Origin of the sequence: uncultured Porphyromonas sp. (assembly GCF_900541275.1) — a bacterium.
Taxonomy (GTDB): domain Bacteria; phylum Bacteroidota; class Bacteroidia; order Bacteroidales; family Porphyromonadaceae; genus Porphyromonas_A.
In genome coordinates, this window is the sequence record NZ_UQJH01000015.1 from 20,142 (window position 1) to 37,405 (window position 17,264).

The 17,264-nt window shown below is 57.1% G+C and carries 14 protein-coding genes; 10 read left to right on the forward strand and 4 right to left on the reverse strand.

The features are described 5' to 3' along the window. The first annotated feature begins 21 nt into the window (after positions 1-21). Genes QZR17_RS06475 through QZR17_RS06490 form a run of 4 tightly spaced genes read left to right on the forward strand, consistent with a single transcriptional unit; the run spans position 22 to position 5,107 of the window. Positions 22-1,077, forward strand: coding sequence for a hypothetical protein (locus QZR17_RS06475; RefSeq protein WP_296158927.1), 1,056 nt, complete (start codon positions 22-24; stop codon positions 1,075-1,077). A gap of 10 nt (positions 1,078-1,087) precedes the next feature. Beyond that, complete coding sequence (locus QZR17_RS06480; RefSeq protein ID WP_296158928.1) at positions 1,088-2,305, forward strand: DUF1735 and LamG domain-containing protein; 1,218 nt, start codon at positions 1,088-1,090, stop codon at positions 2,303-2,305. Between the two features lie 25 nt (positions 2,306-2,330). Further along, positions 2,331-3,746: a hypothetical protein gene (locus QZR17_RS06485; RefSeq protein WP_297129150.1), complete on the forward strand. Its 1,416-nt coding sequence runs from the start codon at positions 2,331-2,333 to the stop codon at positions 3,744-3,746. A 17-nt stretch (positions 3,747-3,763) separates the two neighbouring features. Continuing rightward, the gene (locus QZR17_RS06490; RefSeq protein WP_297129153.1) at positions 3,764-5,107 is read left to right on the forward strand and encodes a pilus assembly protein N-terminal domain-containing protein; all 1,344 of its coding nucleotides are present in this window, start codon (positions 3,764-3,766) and stop codon (positions 5,105-5,107) included. Positions 5,108-5,204: 97 nt separating this feature from the next. Here QZR17_RS06490 and QZR17_RS06495 read toward each other — a convergent pair whose 3' ends face one another. The 4 genes from QZR17_RS06495 to QZR17_RS06510 form a co-directional block, all read right to left on the reverse strand. Next, on the reverse strand, positions 5,205-5,405 hold the full coding sequence (locus QZR17_RS06495) for a hypothetical protein (protein WP_297129156.1): 201 nt from the start codon (positions 5,403-5,405) through the stop codon (positions 5,205-5,207). Then, positions 5,402-5,827 (reverse strand): hypothetical protein, encoded by a 426-nt coding sequence (locus tag QZR17_RS06500; protein ID WP_297129159.1) that lies wholly within the window; start codon positions 5,825-5,827, stop codon positions 5,402-5,404. The genes QZR17_RS06495 and QZR17_RS06500 overlap by 4 nt, the downstream gene beginning before the upstream one ends. Continuing rightward, positions 5,809-6,327, reverse strand: coding sequence for an N-acetylmuramoyl-L-alanine amidase (locus QZR17_RS06505; RefSeq protein WP_297129175.1), 519 nt, complete (start codon positions 6,325-6,327; stop codon positions 5,809-5,811). Before QZR17_RS06505 ends, QZR17_RS06500 begins: the two co-directional genes overlap by 19 nt. Positions 6,328-6,498: 171 nt before the next feature. Beyond that, positions 6,499-6,984 (reverse strand): HU family DNA-binding protein, encoded by a 486-nt coding sequence (locus tag QZR17_RS06510; protein ID WP_297129162.1) that lies wholly within the window; start codon positions 6,982-6,984, stop codon positions 6,499-6,501. 291 nt (positions 6,985-7,275) lie between these two features. Here QZR17_RS06510 and QZR17_RS06515 point away from each other — a divergent pair, with 291 nt between their 5' ends. The 6 genes from QZR17_RS06515 to QZR17_RS06540 all read left to right on the forward strand — a co-directional run bounded on the left by QZR17_RS06515 (position 7,276) and on the right by QZR17_RS06540 (position 17,034). Next, the gene (locus QZR17_RS06515) at positions 7,276-7,584 is read left to right on the forward strand and encodes a DUF4248 domain-containing protein (protein ID WP_297129164.1); all 309 of its coding nucleotides are present in this window, start codon (positions 7,276-7,278) and stop codon (positions 7,582-7,584) included. A 553-nt stretch (positions 7,585-8,137) separates the two neighbouring features. Then, positions 8,138-10,465: an outer membrane beta-barrel protein gene (locus QZR17_RS06520; protein ID WP_297129167.1), complete on the forward strand. Its 2,328-nt coding sequence runs from the start codon at positions 8,138-8,140 to the stop codon at positions 10,463-10,465. Positions 10,466-10,892: 427 nt separating this feature from the next. Next, positions 10,893-13,175 carry an outer membrane beta-barrel protein gene (locus QZR17_RS06525; RefSeq protein WP_297129169.1) on the forward strand — a complete coding sequence of 761 codons (2,283 nt, stop codon included), beginning with the start codon at positions 10,893-10,895 and terminating at the stop codon, positions 13,173-13,175. Positions 13,176-13,633: 458 nt separating this feature from the next. Next, on the forward strand, positions 13,634-13,858 hold the full coding sequence (locus tag QZR17_RS06530; protein ID WP_070466926.1) for a DUF2188 domain-containing protein: 225 nt from the start codon (positions 13,634-13,636) through the stop codon (positions 13,856-13,858). A 728-nt stretch (positions 13,859-14,586) separates the two neighbouring features. After that, positions 14,587-14,817, forward strand: coding sequence for a hypothetical protein (locus QZR17_RS06535; RefSeq protein ID WP_297129171.1), 231 nt, complete (start codon positions 14,587-14,589; stop codon positions 14,815-14,817). A gap of 3 nt (positions 14,818-14,820) precedes the next feature. Continuing rightward, complete coding sequence (locus QZR17_RS06540) at positions 14,821-17,034, forward strand: TGS domain-containing protein (RefSeq protein ID WP_297129172.1); 2,214 nt, start codon at positions 14,821-14,823, stop codon at positions 17,032-17,034. The last annotated feature ends 230 nt before the right edge of the window (positions 17,035-17,264 follow it).

Sequence of the window (17,264 nt, forward strand, 5' to 3'; positions counted from 1 at the left end):
CCTACATCAAGATAGTATTGTATGAATAAGAATAGATATTTCATCGCACTCCTGCTGCCACTGCTGGCCCTCGGCAGCTGTGCGGACTGGACCACTCAGGATCCCATCCCCGTGGAGGCTCCCGTACTCCGTCCGGCAGACAAGGTCGTCAGAGAGTACAAGGCTGATATTTTCTCTCGCCCCATCGTCATCGGTATGATGCACGACTGGTGCAAGCAACCACTCCACTGGCTGTCGGAGACCCCGGACAGCCTTGACGTGGTGATCCTCAAGGGGGTGACGGAGGAGCTCACCTCCACTCAGAGCTATGACCTCGCAAGCGCCCAGAGTGCCAAGCATACCAGGGTGCTTCTCGGCATGGACCTCAGCCAGTACGATGTCAGTGGCTCTAAGGAGCTCGACCGACAGCTCACTAAGGAGCGAATGATCCTCAATACCAAGTGGGCTGCCGCTGAGACTGAGCCGACGCCCGAGGAGAAGGATGCGGAGCTATCCGCCATGACCGAGAGAGTGACCAAGGAGCTGCATGACAAGTGGCTCCGGTCCGCTCAGCAGGAGATCGTCAGAGGTCTCGGGCTGCTCTCCAAGACGCCCCTCGACGGCTACTCGATCAAGCTCCCCGTGGACTTTGCGCTCTTTGACAAGGCTGAGATCACCGATATCCTCGCTGACCTCTACAAGCGTGCCTCTTCGCAGAGGGCTGACTACCTCATCGCCGTCGAGAGCCCCTATGCGGAGGCTGCCTCCTTTATCGAGAAAGCGACCTGGGTGCTCTACAGCTGCACCGCTGTCGACCCCACCCTCGCTCACTTCACCGAGCAGGCATCACTCTGGTCCGGCAGTCGCTTTATCCCCACCATCGATCTCTCGGATAAGAAAAACGCCATCGGCTACCCCGACAGCCCCATCTTCTCTGCCGACAGGATCTCAAGGGATAGGGAGCTTATCCACTGGACGTCTGCCAATAAAGCCGGAGTCGCCTTCGATCACATCGAGATGGATGCCGGCAATAAGTCCGGCACGGAGGGCTTTGCTCTCCTCAGGGATCTGATCAATGCCAATAGTCTAACGAAGTAAACCGAATGCCATGAAACAGATAACTCTGAACTCACTTCTCCTCTCTGCCCTCCTGGCACTCGGCTTGGCGGCATGCGACAGCAAGAGTGACCTCGAGCCCGGCTCCCTCACCGGCGACACCGCTGCGGTGCTCAATCTGGTGAAGGACGATGGTAAGATGAGTCAGTCCTCCCCCTACAGGATCACCAGCTTCGTGATCAGCGACCCGGAGATCACATCACAGGACGTGACGATGAATGTGCAGCTCTTCAGACCCGCAGAGGAGACCCGCAAGGTGACCCTCACCGTGGATAAGGAGGCTGCCGACCGCTATCAGCACCTACAGGGTCAGGCGTACAAGCTCCTCGATCCCTCCATGATCACTCTCCCGGAGCAGGTCGTGGTGAAGAAGGGAGCAACCTACTCCGACAACTTCACGATCAAGGTAAGTGTCCCTGAAACCTTGGAGCCCAATACCAAATATCTCTTTGCCATCGCGCTGACCGAGGTTGAGTGCAGCAAGGTGATACGCCCGATACACAGCATTGCTCTCTATACCGTAGAGCGCTTCGTCGAGTCCGATGACATCCTTAAGTCCGTTCGCCTCACGAGAGACCTCTACTTCACCCTGGCACAGCCCTTCGGCAACAAGGGGGACGAGGCCATGACCTTAGAGACGCTGATCAACGTGGAGAAGTTCCGCACCCCTGATGATCCCGGAGAGGCAAGCATCTCCACCCTGATGGGTGTCGAGGGCGGCACGCTCATGAGATTTGGCGATAGTGGTGTCCCCGGCAATCAGTTGCAGGCCAATGGCACAAGGGTCGACTTCACCTTTGAGACCGGCAAGTGGTACCACATCGCTATGACCATCGCCGACGGGATCACCAAGGTGTACATCAATGGTGACCTCAAGGCGACATTCCCTGGCCGTGGCTCGCTGTCCGGAGGCAATCCCTTCCTGATCGGCCAAAGCTTCAGCCAAGGACGCGGTATCCAGGCCCGACTCTCCGAGACCCGTGTATGGTCAGTCGCCAGGAGTGCTGAGGAGATCAAGGATAATATGTACAAGGTGGACGCCAAGTCCGGCGGGCTGCTCGCCTACTGGCGCATGATCACAGCTGACGGCTCCGTCGTCTCCGATGCCACCGGCAACAACTACGACCTCCTGCAGAAGGGGCAAGCCGCTAAGAGTGGCGATCAGCCCGTGGAGATCTACGAGGAGTCCTCGCCCATCACTATTGAGTAAGAGAAACTTTACGATGATTATTTCGATGAAAAGAAGATATACTGTCTCAGGGCTGGTGGCTCTTGCGATGCTGACGGCATCGTTGCTGACAGGGTGTAGCGAGCAGGAGCCCATCCTGCTACCTGCTCCCACGCAGTCAGCCACCACTCCCGCCCTCAAGCCCTACTCGATTTCCTCACAGGACGGAGATGAGCAATTCACGAGTGTCTACCACTCCAGGACGGTGGACCTGAGGGTCGCCCTCCCCTATGAGGGCTGCACGGTGCAGCTGCTTCCTACGACAGACGAGGAGGTCGGCGCGATCACCGATAAGCTGGAGCACTTCACGCACTTAGGTGCCTTCACTCTCCTGCCGGAGGAGTGTCGCACCACCGAGTGGGTCGATGATGCCGAGGATCCTCTCATCAAGCACCTCAAGGTAGCCCTCACCGGCATTGAGGATCTCGAGTATGGCTACTATGTCCTGCCGATCAAGGTACAGGCCGCAGAGTACACCATGAGCCACTACATACTGGTCAATCGCCTCGGCGATGTGGTCCCGCTGGACGAGGCGACCAAGAGACTCCCCCCGGATCTCTTGGGCGGCCCTGAGAGGACGGAGCCGATGAAGATGGTCGCCTATGTCGAGACGAATGATAATGACATCAGGAACTACGGCAACCTCGTCCTCACGGGCAGCCGTCTCCCTGTATTTGACTTCATTGTGCTCTTTGCAGCCAATATGAATTACGATGCTGTCGAGGGAAGGAGGTACATCTCCTTCAACGACAAGCTCCAGCCTATCGTACAGCACCCCGAGATCTACATCAAGCCACTGACAGACCGTGGGATCAAGGTGATCGTCGACATTCTGCCCAATCACCAGGGCGTGGGGTACAATAACTTCCAGAGCTACGAGGAGGCTCTCGACTTCGCCAAGGAAGCGAAGATGTGGACCGATAAGCTCGGTATCGATGGATGGGATGTGGATGAGGAGTATGCCGAGTACGGGAAGCTCCCCTCCCTCGGGTACACCGAGATGTCTGCCCTCTGGATGGTCAAGGCCTTCAAGGAGGTCATGCCCGACAAGCTCATCACGCACTACGAGTTCAATAGCCCCTTCAGTGCCGGTCTGACGGACGAGGACGGGAAGTCCGCCAAGGACTATGTGGACTACAGCTGGTCAGACTACAGTGTCTCCTCACTCAGCTTCATCGATATGCCTAAGCTCAGGTATGGCAATAGATCCATTGAGGCCAATCGCTCATGGGCAGTGGCCGGAGCAGCCTCATCGGCTCGGGGGGTCCTCAGCTCCGGGCTCGGGCTCTTTATGTACTTCAATCTTAACCCCGAGGCGCTCCACAACGGCAGCCAGCTCGGATACCTCAGCGAGGTGACCAAGATCTTCTACGGAGAGTCCTGTGACTTCGTGGGACCACTCTACAAGGGCCCGGCTAAATGACCAAGACAGCAATGGATATGAATAAGATACTTAATGCAGCCCTACTGACTGCCCTTACACTCTCCCTGACCCTCCTCCTCGGCTCCTGCAACTGCGGCGTTGACATCCCTGATGCTCCCCCTGCGATCACACTTGACCGCACCGAGGTGACCGTCCCTTGTGGCGGGACCGCTCAGGTCATCGTCACGGAAGGGTCGGGAGACTACTCTGTGGTACTCCCTCAGGTCTCTACCGCCACTGCTGTTACACATGGAGATACGATCATACTCCATGGTAAGGCTGATGGTCAGGTGAGCGGCGTAGTGAGAGACAACCAGTCCCGGATGACGGCTCAGCTCAAGGTCTCCGTCACCTCCGCACAGCAGCTCCTACGGCTCTCACAGTATGATGCCGGGCTACCCATCGGCAGCTACGTTACCCTGTCGGTACTCTCCGGCAGCGGAGACTACACCGTAGAGGTGGCCGATGAGGCCATTGCCTCCGCCAAGGTAGTACCCTCCGGGATCCGCATCGTGGGTCTCAAGGAAGGCAACACCACGGTCTCAGTCAAGGATAATGCCACCGGGGCAGTAGGCAAGTGTGAGCTTACCGTCTCTATGAGAGCCTTCAAGCTCGACCTGCCGGAGCTCCCCCTCACCTTCCCATACGGTGAGAGTCGCATCATCGGCATCCTCAGCGGCAATGGGACCTACAGCGTCAAGAGCGCAGACCCCGCTATCGCCGGTGTAGAGTATCAGTCGGGGCAGTTTGTCATCACCGGCATCAAGCCCGGCAAGACGACAGTCACCCTGACCGACGACATCTCCGGCGAGAGCCGGGAGGTGGAGGTGGTCATCACGCTCAAGCCACTCCTCCTTGACTTCCAGGCTGAGATGGTCGAGGTGCTCCAGGGCTACGACACCACCCTCAGGATCATCTCCGGCAACGGAGCCTACGAGCTGACCGCTGACGAGGCACTCTTCACTGCTGAGCTGAGAGAGGACCTCATCATCCTTACGCCTAAGAGCAATGGCGACGGTAAGCTGATCATCAAGGACACGAAGAGCGGGGAGACCAAGGAGCTCACCGTCCGAGTCCGCGACCTGATACACTCCGGTAGGGTCACTCTCACCTCCGTGTCGATACGTGTGGGAGAGACAGCCAAGATAGAGGTCCTCAACGCGAGTGACTGGGACTACTATATGTGGAGTGTCAAGGACGGGTCACTGGTCTCGCTCTACACGCGAGGTGGCTGGGGCGAGCCCTTCTCTTGCACTGTCAAGGGTATCAAGCCCGGTAAGACGATCATACAGCTATCTACTAGCGACTGGGGCAGTGGTGCCAAGGTGATCGAGGAGATCCCGGTCACCGTCACCGAGTAACCCCTTCCTATTCCCGATGAGAAACGGGGGTGTGCCGAGATGATCTCTCAGCACATCCCCGTTTCTCATTCCTCTTAGGGATTGCTGATGCGAGGTGCTACTCTCCTTTGTTGCGGTAAACGTAGTCGATGCCTACGAGCCCGCCCACGAAGGTCATCACCTCGCCGTAGGCTACCAGCACGCTGGAGTCAATGATCCCCTGAGGGGGCATCCAGAGGGAGGTGAAGAGCAGGTTCAGGCCACTGGCGCAGAGCATAGAGGCCCATATCAGTCGGAATCGGTTGTTTCTTTCATTCATAGTCGTATTGCATGGATTAGTCGTCGCCATAGCATTGTGAGCAGCATCGCCACCATTAGGCCCATCCCGAGACCTACCATAAAGGTCCGGACGGGAGAGGTGCCTCGGCGACTTAATGGTTGCTCTATAGTTGTCTCCCTCTTCTCTTGCGTCGCTTTGGTCTTCCCCATCTGCTTGGTGACCTGATGCCTTGCCAGCACTACCTTTTGCTTCTTAGGCGCCACAGACCTCAGCAGGGTATCGAGAGGAGTGGGAGGGGCATTGTCCCACCACTCGATCGTCACGGTGTCCCGGAGGTCCGTATTTGTGATCTCTCTCACCTCATGCTGCACCGCTGTCTGTAGCGTTTTCTCTCTGCTCTTGCAGCTAACCATCAGGCACAGCAGGAGTAGGAGGGCGATGCTCACTCTGAGATGACCCATGACTTATTGTAGAGCTTGGCGTCAAAGCAGGGACAGAGCTTGGTCCACTCGTCCGGCGTGATGATCCCGTCGTGGTTTCGGTCTCGCGACAGGTCCCGGTGACCCACGACGTAGGCATCGGGGTAGAGTTCCAGCAGACGGTGGATCAGCTGTGTCAGCGCCTGTCGCTGCATCGGTGTGCGAGTGTCGGCAGGCACGTACTTATGGTCCAGCCCGCCCTCGTAGCAGATGCCTATGGAGCGCCTGTTGAAGCCCCTCACGTGGGCACCGGGTAGCTCTACGGGACGCATACCATACAGCGATCCGTCCTTCGTGATGTAGTAGTGGTACCCGCACCCCCTAAATCCCCGCTGTACGTGGTCCCGGATCAGCTGCTCGGGGGAGTAGTTGTCGCAGTTGCGTGTGGCGCTGCAGTGGATCACCAAGAGGTGGATGGCTCTCTCAGCGCGCCTGATCTCCTCCGGTCGGGTGAGTAGTGTGGGCCCACCATAGTCCTCCATAGGGTCGGGGGAAAATTTATCGGTTGCTACGGGTGTGGTGTGTACTTGTGTCATATGGCTTGTCTTGCTATAATGTGTGTTACTGTAGTGGTGAGGCGAGGAGGTGTCACCCTCCTCACCCCTGTGAGCCCTACTGGTGGGTGGACTCAGGACCCTTCAGCGAGAGTGGTGTCACAGCCCGCCATTGCCCGACTCCTTATTCTCCTTAGGCGTCACGCTCTCGGCAGGCTTCTCATTGGCCTCCTCTGCCTTCTTCTTCTCGGCGATGAGGGAGCTGAAGCTCCGCACCGGCACGGTAGCCATCTCCGCCAGCATGATCGGGCTGGGCGTGTAGCGTATGTGGACCTTCTTCACATTGCTTGAGGTGAAGTCCTTCTCCGTTGCGGCCGCCTTGCTGCGGAAGCGTAGGGCAAAGGAGCCCAGCTCGCCCAGGCGCACGGAGAGTCCCTGTGAGAGGTACTCCAGCACCACCTCCGGCAGTACGGTGAGGACGGCGTTGACGTCCGCGCGGTGGACGGTAGATCGCACAGAGATGCTCTTGGCGATCTGGTGGAGAGGGACGACGCCCATCATACGCGAGGTGGCGACAGCCACGCGGGGCATCTTGGCGTTAGGGATGGAGTTCTTGCGCTCAGTTACACTGTAGATAAATGCCATAATTGATTTTTGTATTGCAAAGTAGATGAATAATTAATAGACGATTCGCCGCTCCTCTTCGGCACCCGAACGAGCGGGCTTCTCTCCTCCTCACAGTAGCGTCTGCAGCCGCACTGATCTCTCGGAGGCTATGATCGGAGAGGGTTGTCGGTGATCGTGATGCAAAAGTACGATCCCCCTCAGGGGTGATTGTCTCTTAGTATCGCCTTCTGTCTCGTCGAGGAAAAAATGGTCAAGTTTTGCGCGTTGGATGAATAATGCATACCTTTGCAATATCTCGGTAACTAAACTATGACAGAAGAAAAACAACAACAACATTCGGAGCCAATGCTCAGCACCTCCGATCTCCGACTGCTGGAGGAGATTAAGAGCTGGGAACCTCTCAAGGGGGACCTGGGCGGCATCGTTCCCGTCAAGCAGGTAGCGCTTCAGTACTACCCCGACTACCATCCGCAGAGCGCCTCGAGGGCGCTCCGTATGTCTATCAAGAGCTATCCGCTGCTCAGCCATGCCCTATCCTTAGTCGGCTGGACCAGTCCCAAGCGAAACTTCACCCCTCGACAGACTGCCGTCCTCGCACACTACCTCGGCACCCCATAGCCGTCCACCACGCCTATATATAAGGACCAAAAGACCATCTGCGCTGTCACCCTTGAGCTCATCCTCGATCGTGGCAGCGCAGCTCGCATATCCTGTGAGGCTCATTCCCTGAGAGCTAAGTCTCTCTTAATGACCCAATGATAAGTCGCACATTATGTAGGGGTAGAGTTCAAGCATATGAGCGAAGCCCAAGAAAGATGTGACCAACGGACTGCTACACCGCTACAGCCTTTCTGACTATTCACTGTGGAGGTTTGATATGATTGCTTAGGTGGTATGTGATTTTTCTAAGGTACTCTCGAGAAAATTTACTACCATTGTACACTTGCCTAAGCCAGACGGGATAGCTGCCGGGACTGTGTCATCACATGTGACGTGATGAGGTGGACTCTTCCTCTCGCGATGCCCGCTCTTAGGTGGGGAGTGCCTCAGCAGGGAGGCACCAGATCATACTTAATCACATTAGTCAGCAGACATGAGGTATGCCACCAATTGTTCGGCTTGAGTCACGCCGTAGCGAAGAGGTACAGACCTATGAGTAACATCAGCTATTATGAAAACCATTGATCAGATCCGATGGGTGATCGTCCTGCTTTCTCCATGGATCGCCCTCTCTACCGCAAGCGCACAGGAGATCCGAGGTGTTACCCTTCGTGAGGATGGCAGCCCTGTCCCCTACGTGGGTGTCGTCCTCCGCACGACAGCCGACTCTACCCTCATAGCCGGCACCTATAGCGATGAGAAGGGGCGCTTTGTGCTGACACCAAGTGGAGACTACCCGGAGGGTGTCCCTCTCAGTCTCTACTGCTCAGCGATCGGCTACGAGTCCCGCACGCTGCCTGTCACGCGCCTCGATGAGACGATCAGGATAGTACTCCGAGAACAGTCTGAGACCCTCTCAGAGACGGTGGTCATCGGAAGCCGTATCAAGCGAAGTGCTGCAGGGTACGTGGCGCAGGTCAGCGATGACCTGATCACCAAGGGGGTCAATATCGACAAAACGCTCACGTTCCTCCCCGGCATCACCCATAATCCCACGGGGTACTATCTGAATGGTATGCCTATTGCTCAATTCTATATCGATGATCGCAAGGCATCCGTCAGTGAGCTGGAGACAATCCCCGGAAGTATGGTACAGTCCATCGAGGTCTCCTTCATCGACCGTACCGGGGTGGAGAAGACCGGAAGTGTCGTGCACATCCGCCTGAAGGCTCCGGAGATAGGTGGCTACTATGGGAACGTGCGCACTCAAGCCATTGCCAGGGGAAAGTACTTTGACGGGATCTACCCAGGGGCGATACTCAACCTCCGCAAGGGGAAGACAGAGGTCTATGCCAACGTCAGCGGGTTCTATAGTTATGACAGAAACAAGCAGAGAGACGACACCGACTGGACAAGTGGGAAGTACCTCCACACCATTACGACCCAAAAGGGGAAAAATGCCGGGATTAACTCCGAGCTAAATGTGAATTACAACTTCACTGACGAGCATCGTCTCGGGGCTGTGATCTCAGCATCCTATGGTAAGTGGGGTCTCCGGTCAGAGGAAGTGAATAGCTCGAGCGACAGCGCTCACGAGTATGGTGCCTCGACGACCGGGGATAGTCATCGCACCATATGGCAGGGGAGGCTGAAGTACAGCTACACCCCCAAGAGCAATAAGTTTGACATCCAGACGTGGGCAGAGATCCTAAGCAGAGATCGCGATATGAGTAAGCGGTACAGTGCTCCGTCCCGTATCGGCAGTGGCGACGAGGATCTGCACCAAGATACTAAAATGTGGGAGCTGGTCGCCACCTCATCACAGAGATGGAGTGAACGTCTCTCCTCCGATATTGCGCTCGTGCTGAAAGGGTCACGGGAGCAGATCCTCTCTCAGTCCACACTCCACCGGAGGCAGGAGGCAAGTACAGCGGCTCTGGTCCAGAATCCCTATCTCATGGCGGGAGTCTCCTATGACTTAGAGCAGCTGTCACTCTCCGGACGACTCTCGTACCAGGGCTCTTTCGTGACGTATGAGGATCGGGAGAGCGAGGTCGTCAGCCACCACAATACTCAGGGACCGGAGGTGAATGTCAGCAGCTCCTATTACTTTGACCCTAAGAGGGAGAGTGGTCTGACTCTACGTTATGCCCATAGGGTCTACACCTTTAATTACGGTATGATCAATTCGACCAAGACCTGGCAGGATCGATACCACTACTATATGGGCAATCCCGATATCAAGGCTCCCACGGATGATGACATCAGACTTTCCGGGAACTATCGCAACCTCGTCAATGCATGGATCGGTTACTCGGTGGAGACGAATCCGGTCACCGTGGGGACATTCATCGACCCGGATCACCCTGAGCTCTCCTACACCACTCCCGTCAACGGTGAAACGGAGCGGTGGTGGAACTTTGGTCTCCAGGCAAGCTATAGACCGGCTTCTTGGTGGCAGACCCGGCTGAATCTCAATGGTGGGATCGGAAGACAGTGGGGTGAGATAACGCCGGGAGAGAAGATCAGTGTCCTCAGCAAGCGTCTCTGGGCTGACTGGAACCACAACATCTCCCTCCCCCGGGACTGGTCACTCTTTGCCATGCTCTACTGTGAGCCGACTTACCGAACCTATAATCAAAAGTATGTTGCTGTCTATGGACTTGACACAAGTGTCACAAAGAGAATAACGCCGACCATAGAGGTTTCCCTCTATGCTTCCTATGGAAACTTGCGAATACTTCACACCTACCTGACAGACGCAGTGCAGACCTATGAGAACCTCATCCCCACACCCTATGTCTCACTGACCCTCCGATGGAGCTTCCGCAAGGGCCGAGATGTCAACGTCCGTCGCGAGTACACCACTCAGAGGTATCAAGGCTGGCAGCCCCGCTGAGTTGGTCGTCTGCGGCTGTCTGGTGTCGATCAGAGAGGTGATTTAGTCACGTTTTTCTCTACATTTGTCGAGTACTTGATCTAGTGATAATCACGTGTGGGCACTGCATCAGTTTGAAGAAGAATAGACGCTTTTATAACGTTCAATCATATTTTTGTTACTATCATATTATGAGAAGATTACTATGGTCGGCAGTTATTGCCGTATGTCTCGCCACCCCTCTCTCGGGGCGAGCTCAGGTAGTATTCTTGGATGATGTGACGTCATCCCCCATATCGGAGGTTGTGCTGATGGGTGGAGATGGACACCTGATCGGGCTATCCGACCGAGGGGGCAGGGTACTGCTGGATAGCTATCCGTCCGGTGTGCATGAAAGAGCATATAGAGGAGGAGATACATCAGTACATTCACTCTGAATTGTCTTGATATGAAAGAGAAACTTTACCTAGTACTATTAGCCACCGTACTGATGTCGCTCGGAGCCGGAGCGCAGCAGGTGGCGACGATCCAAGGAGTGATCACGGACAGCGCGGGGCGATCTCTCGCGAGTGCCGGCATCACCGCCCTCACTCTTCCCGACTCCGTCCGGGTCGGGACTGCGATCAGCGATGACGAAGGTCGATACGTCCTGCAGGATCTCCGGAAGACTCCGGACTGTCTGCGGGTGAGTCTCCCGGGCTTTGTCCGGAGGGTGGTTCCCATTTCCGAAGCCGATCGTATTGTCCTGGAGGAAGATCCGACCCTCCTTGCTGAGGTGGAGGTGGTCAGTCGCTTTACCCGTAGAGATCCCTCCGGCACGCTTCATGTCACGATGCAGGGCAATCCGATTGCCAAGGGGAATATCACAACTGATGCACTCCGACTGGTACAGGGGGTGGAGCTGTCGGGAGAGGAGTTGCTCATCGGCGGGAAGCCGGGGACCCTGATCTACATAGACGGTCGGCGGTCTTCGCTAAAGGAGCTGTCCTCCCTCCCCGCTACTTCAGTCAAGGCTCTCGAGATCATCCCGCACCCCGGTGCCTCTTATGGAAGGGAGGCGATCGGTGGTGTGGTCAAGGTGACCCTCCGCAAGAAGGAGGGTGTCATGGGCTCCCTCGTCGGTCGGGGACAGCTGGATCGGGAGGCACCCGTGGATGGACTGGTCACATCCACAACCAGGTATCAGAGAGGGCGCTTCTCCCTCTATAACAGTCTCAGTCTCGGTGTCGGGACTTTCCGCTCCCGTCATCTATGGAGTCGTGAGGACGGGGAGGAGTACAAGGTGAGCCGTGACAAGAGGCAGCGGGTGCTTATGGACAACATTGACCTGGCGTTCGCCTTCGGCAAGGCTCATGACCTGCACCTCTACGGTGGACTTTACCTTTTGAACGATCGGATCGACCGGTCGATCGACCGGGAGGGCTCCTTAAGGCAGGAGGAGGACATCAAGTCTACCAACGCACACGCCGGACTGCTTCACTCGATAACGCTGCCGGTGGCCAAGGGGATGAGAGTCAGGACACTGGTGGAGTATACGCATCAGCAGCAGTCCGATGATATGCTCTACCGTACAGTCAGAGAGGAGAGTGCCCGCATGAGCGAGAAGATGGACTACCTCCGCGTCGAGCCCACGGTACGTCTCTCGCTCCCCGAGGGAGCCACCCTGAGTGGGGGTATTCGGTATCATCTGGCGCAGGATCAGAACGAGCTCTCCGGGCTTGAGACCTCTCTCCTTCCGGGACTGGTCAATCACCATTACAAGATATGGGGAAGTGACATCGACCCGTGGATCGAGTATTCCCGGATGATTGGTCAGCGGTGTTATGCCATGATGGGGCTCAACTATCTCCGCACCGAGATGAATTTCTCTGATCTGTCGGCGAAGGATAATGATTATCATATCGTTCATCAGGGGCTTCTGGCCTCGCTGCAGCTTCAGTACCTCATCAATCCGGCAAAGCAGTCGGGCGTGGGTCTTAGCTACAAGAGGCAACTCTCCCTCCCCAATTATGGTTACTACAGCCCCATCTCCTACTATCAGGCGGACGATCTCTACAGCAGGGGAAACCAAAAGCTGAGAGCTGAGGTGTACCATAACATCGGGATAGAGTACCATATCAGTCCTGAGTGGCTGCTCACCTACGACCTGAGGATGGGAAATGACCTGATCCGCCTGATGACCCACAGAGATCCGGAGCGTCCGGAGATCCTCTACACGATGCCGGAGAATGTGGCTCGGATGATGCGCCATACACTGGCTCTCTCCTACACCGCACGCCCCACGAAGCAGTGGAATACAAATACCCGTGTCTACATCCGCCACGGACGAGAGAGTATGCCGGAGCTGACGGTCTCTTACCCCGGCATCGGCTGGAGCTCCTCCAACCAGTACTGCCTCCGGGACAATCTCGGTCTGTCCCTCAGCCTAGCCGGTCAGACCCTCGAGAGACACCTGGATAGTGAGCTCGGCACTCGGGCGTCGATGGATCTCGGTGCTTACCTCATCCTGCTTCGAAACCAGCTGACAATAAATCTGTCAGCGGACAATCTCCTGCACACAAGGGATGTTATGCGGGTCACCACCGGTCCCGTGGACGTGACGAGGGTAGATGTCTCACCACGCACTCGCCTCCGACTGACCGTCACCTGGCTCTTCAGCTCCGGGGATAAGGTTCGGCAGGGAAGCGCCTCGACCGTCTCCACGCCGACGAAGGAGAGACCGATCCTCTAAGTCCTCTGACCAATTGTGGGTCGCCGAGCAGAAACTCCCTTTCTCGGCGACCCGCAAGGGGTCGAGGCCTAATGCGTACGCTTATACATCGGTCGAGGCACGAAGTGCCGAAGACCGATGCCTATGGAACGGGCATCCTTGCGGATGCCGTTATGCTTCAGAGCCTACTATATTTGGGCAGAACGTCCGACTCGTCCAATAAAGTCTCTCAACGATCATGTGACAAACTTACAGCTATGGAGCGATGATCCCTCCGGGGCTTCGCCCCTGCGGGATCGGCAGGCGGGAGCATCAGGAGAGGGTTGGTATATGAGATGGTACAGCAATATGGATTATCACTTCTTTGCAGTAGAGTTCAAATGCGACACCCCTGACCTCTCGTCGAGGTGGGTTAGGTCTTGTGGGGGGATATGTCTACATTTGTGTGACCCACTCACTTAATACTAAGTACTAAGACTATGGATAAGAGAAAAGACTTACATGTGACCCACCGCAAGTCGGATGGGAAGTGGCAGATCCTCAGCGAGGGTCAGCCCAAGGCGCTCAAGCTCTGCCCCACTCAGGAGGAAGCGATCCAGGCTGCCCGTGAGATCGCGATCGACCGAGGTGTCTCGGTTGTCATCCACGGCATGGATGGGAAGATCCGCGAGGTCTACTCCTACGACGATAGAAAGCAGAAGTAACGCCGCTCACGCTGCCTCTCCTGATTACCCTCCTGGAGATCTACTTTCGAAACCTCGCTAGGGGTGTACGGAATGAAGGTCACCGAGCGGGAGCGACACCCTATCGGGGTCGTATCATAAAGGTGAGACGCAGGAAACCCGGGGTCTTCGGCACTTCGTGACTCGACCACCGGGCTAAGCAAAACGGACCCCTACCGGGGTCCCCGGCTAGATCGTCAGGCGGGGTGCTGTCAGGCGGGCTACGCCCCTGCGGGGATCGTTAGGCGGGGCGGACCTTATGGGCGAATACCAGGTGTCTGTTGCGCTGTCCGACCCGTCCGACTCGTCCGATAAGATAGTGCGACAGTCGGTGGTGGCACCCCGATAGGGGTGCATTTTGCATAGCCCGGGTGTCGGAGGGGCGTAGCCCCGAAGACCCCGGGTAAGCATAGCCCTCTTTTATCCCACGACCCCGCCAGGGTGTCGCTCGTAATGGTGATCGTTAGAGGGACCGACACCTTGGCGGGGTCGTTTATCCCAAAATACATCCTCGTTTCCCCGGGGTCTTCGGCACTTCGTGCCTCGACCACCGGGCTATGCAGAACGGACCCCTACCGGGGTCCTCTGCTGTATCGTCACCTGGGGACCGACACCCTAGCGACGTCGTATTGGAGTATTTGCGCTATATTTACAGACAAGGGGGAAGGGAGGAGCACCTTCACTTTTCCCTCCACTAGCTGTACGTGATCATGAACAAGAAAAATAATACTACCCTTCCCACGCTGATAGCCGGTGTCGTTGCTATCCTATCCATCGTGGGGCTCCTCAGGGCGACTAATTGGCTGATCTTCTGGATATCCATCGGTCTCCTCGCTGTCTCGGTGATCGTGATGGTCCTCCTCGTGCTTAGGCCGAGGCGGGTTCGTCGCGCCGACTACGAGCAGCGTGTCTCCGATCGCATCTCTCACCGGGATCGCTAAGCCATGTACCGTCATCGCGCCATATCGTACGAGAGCAGCTTCGGCGAGATCCTCCGGTACCTCCTGGCACTGGAGCACGGTCTCTCTCGGGAGCAGATCCACCGCGTGCTGGAGGTGCTGAGACGCTCCTTTGACCGGGGTGCTTACGAGGCGAAGAGCATCGATAGCCTCAAGACGCAGCTCCTCACCGCCGTCTCTGCCGTCGAGGAGATCGGTCTCCACTCCACCTCCCTCCTTGCCATCCTCCTCTGGCGTCCGCTCAGCTGCGGCGTGGTGACGGAGGAGCAGATCGAGCAGAGCTTCGGCGCCGACACCGCTCACCTGGACCGCCTGCTCCTCCGTGTCTGCGAGGTGTACGACCCGACGGAGGTGATGACGAGCGACAATCTCGGGCGCTTCCTCCTCTCCTTTGCCGAGGATGTGCGGATCATCCTGATCCTAATAGCGGACCGGCTGGTTCGGCTGAGGCTGGCCGGTCATCTCCTCGGCGAGGAGGAGCAGCGGGTGCTCTCCGACGAGGTGCACACCATCTTTGCCCCCTATGCGCACCGTATGGGGCTCTATGCGGTCAAGAGCGAGATGGATGACCTAGCGCTGAAATACACCGACCGCAAGGTCTACACCTATATCAAGGAGAAACTGGCCCAGACGAAGGATGCTCGCGATGCTTACATCGCTGCCTTTATCGAGCCGCTGGAGAAGCGGCTGAGGGAGGCGGGGCTGAGGTTTCACATCAAGGGCAGGACCAAGTCCATCTCCTCCATTCACCACAAGCTCCAGGTGCAGAAGTGTGCCTTTGAGCAGATCTACGACCTCTTTGCCATCCGCATCATCCTCGACTCGGAGCCAAGAGAGGAGAAGGGCGACTGCTGGCACGTCTACTCTATCGTCACCGATATGTACCAGCCCAATCCCAAGCGGCTCAAGGACTGGATCTCGATCCCGAAGAGCAACGGCTACCAGAGCCTCCACATCACCGTGATGGGCCCTGACCACCGCTGGGTGGAGGTGCAGATACGGACCGAGCGGATGGATGAGATCGCCGAGAGGGGACTGGCGGCGCACTGGCGGTACAAGGGGATCAAGAGTGAGACCGGGCTCGATGACCTGATGACGGAGGCGCGTCGGGTCCTCGAGATGGGGGATAAGCTCCCCGAGGATGAGGTGATCAAGGACTTCCGGATGGATCTCTACGACGAGGAGGTGTACGTCTTTACCCCCAAGGGGGAGGTGCTGCAGCTGCCCAAGGGCGCCACGGTGCTCGACTTCGCCTTCTCCATCCATACCAATGTCGGCAGCCACTGCGTCTCCGCCCGCGTCAATGGGCGCAATGTGGGGCTGCGGTATGTGCTGCAGAATGGCGACTCCGTCAGCGTCATCACCTCCGACAGCCAGGCACCCAAGGCGGACTGGCTCGACATCGCCCAGACCTCGAGGGCGAAGAGCAAGATCCGCAGCTACCTCCGCAATAAGGACGAGGAGCGGGTGGCACTCGCACGGGAGGATCTGGAGCGAAAGATCCGTAACCGGAAGCTGGAGTGGGACGAGGGCGAATTTGCCCGTCTCATGAAGCGCCACGGCTACAAGGGCGAGAGTGACTTCCTCCTCGCTGTGGCGGACGGGCGCTACGAGGTCAATCAGGTGCTCGACGACTACAAGGCACTCCTCGAGGAGCGCACCGAGAGTGCCAAGGAGAGCAAGCCTAAGGTCTCGGCAGAGGACTACGAGCGGGAGACGGAGCTGGAGCAGCTCTCCACGGCGGATAAAGACGTGATCCTCATCGACGGCAAGCTCACCGGCATCGACTACGAGCTGGCGCAGTGCTGCCACCCGATATACGGCGACCGGATCTTTGCCTACGCCTCTCGCACCGGCATGAGGATCCACAGCTACGACTGCCCCAATGCCACCGACCTCTTCACCCGCTACAGCTACCGCATACACAAGGCGGAGTGGGCGGGTATCGCTGCCGATAGAGCCGCCCGGGAGGTGACGCTCAGGGTCGTCGGTGAGGACGACATCGCGGTGGTCAATAATATCTCCACCCGGATAGGGCTGGAGAAGGGGGTCAAGCTCAAGAACTTCCGCATCGAGTCCAATGACGGGCTCTTCCTCGGCTTCTTTACCCTCTATGCGGATGATGAGCGGTCGCTCAAGCAGCTTGTCCGACTCATCCGGCAGGCGAAGGGGGTGAAGTCCGTCGACCGCATCGAGTAAGTCAAGTACCCCCTCTCACGCCATCTCATCGGACGAGTAGGACGGTGCAATAGACACAAAGTGCTCTCTTGGAAGGCATACCCCACCGACCGATCCCGCAGGGGCGGAGCCCCGGAGGGATCACCGGTTTTTAGCTGTAAGTTTGTCACATGATCGTTGAGGGGCTTTTGAGCCTCGCTCAAAAGCCCCTCAACGCCACTCAAACAAAGGAGATAAATCTTTTGGGAGCT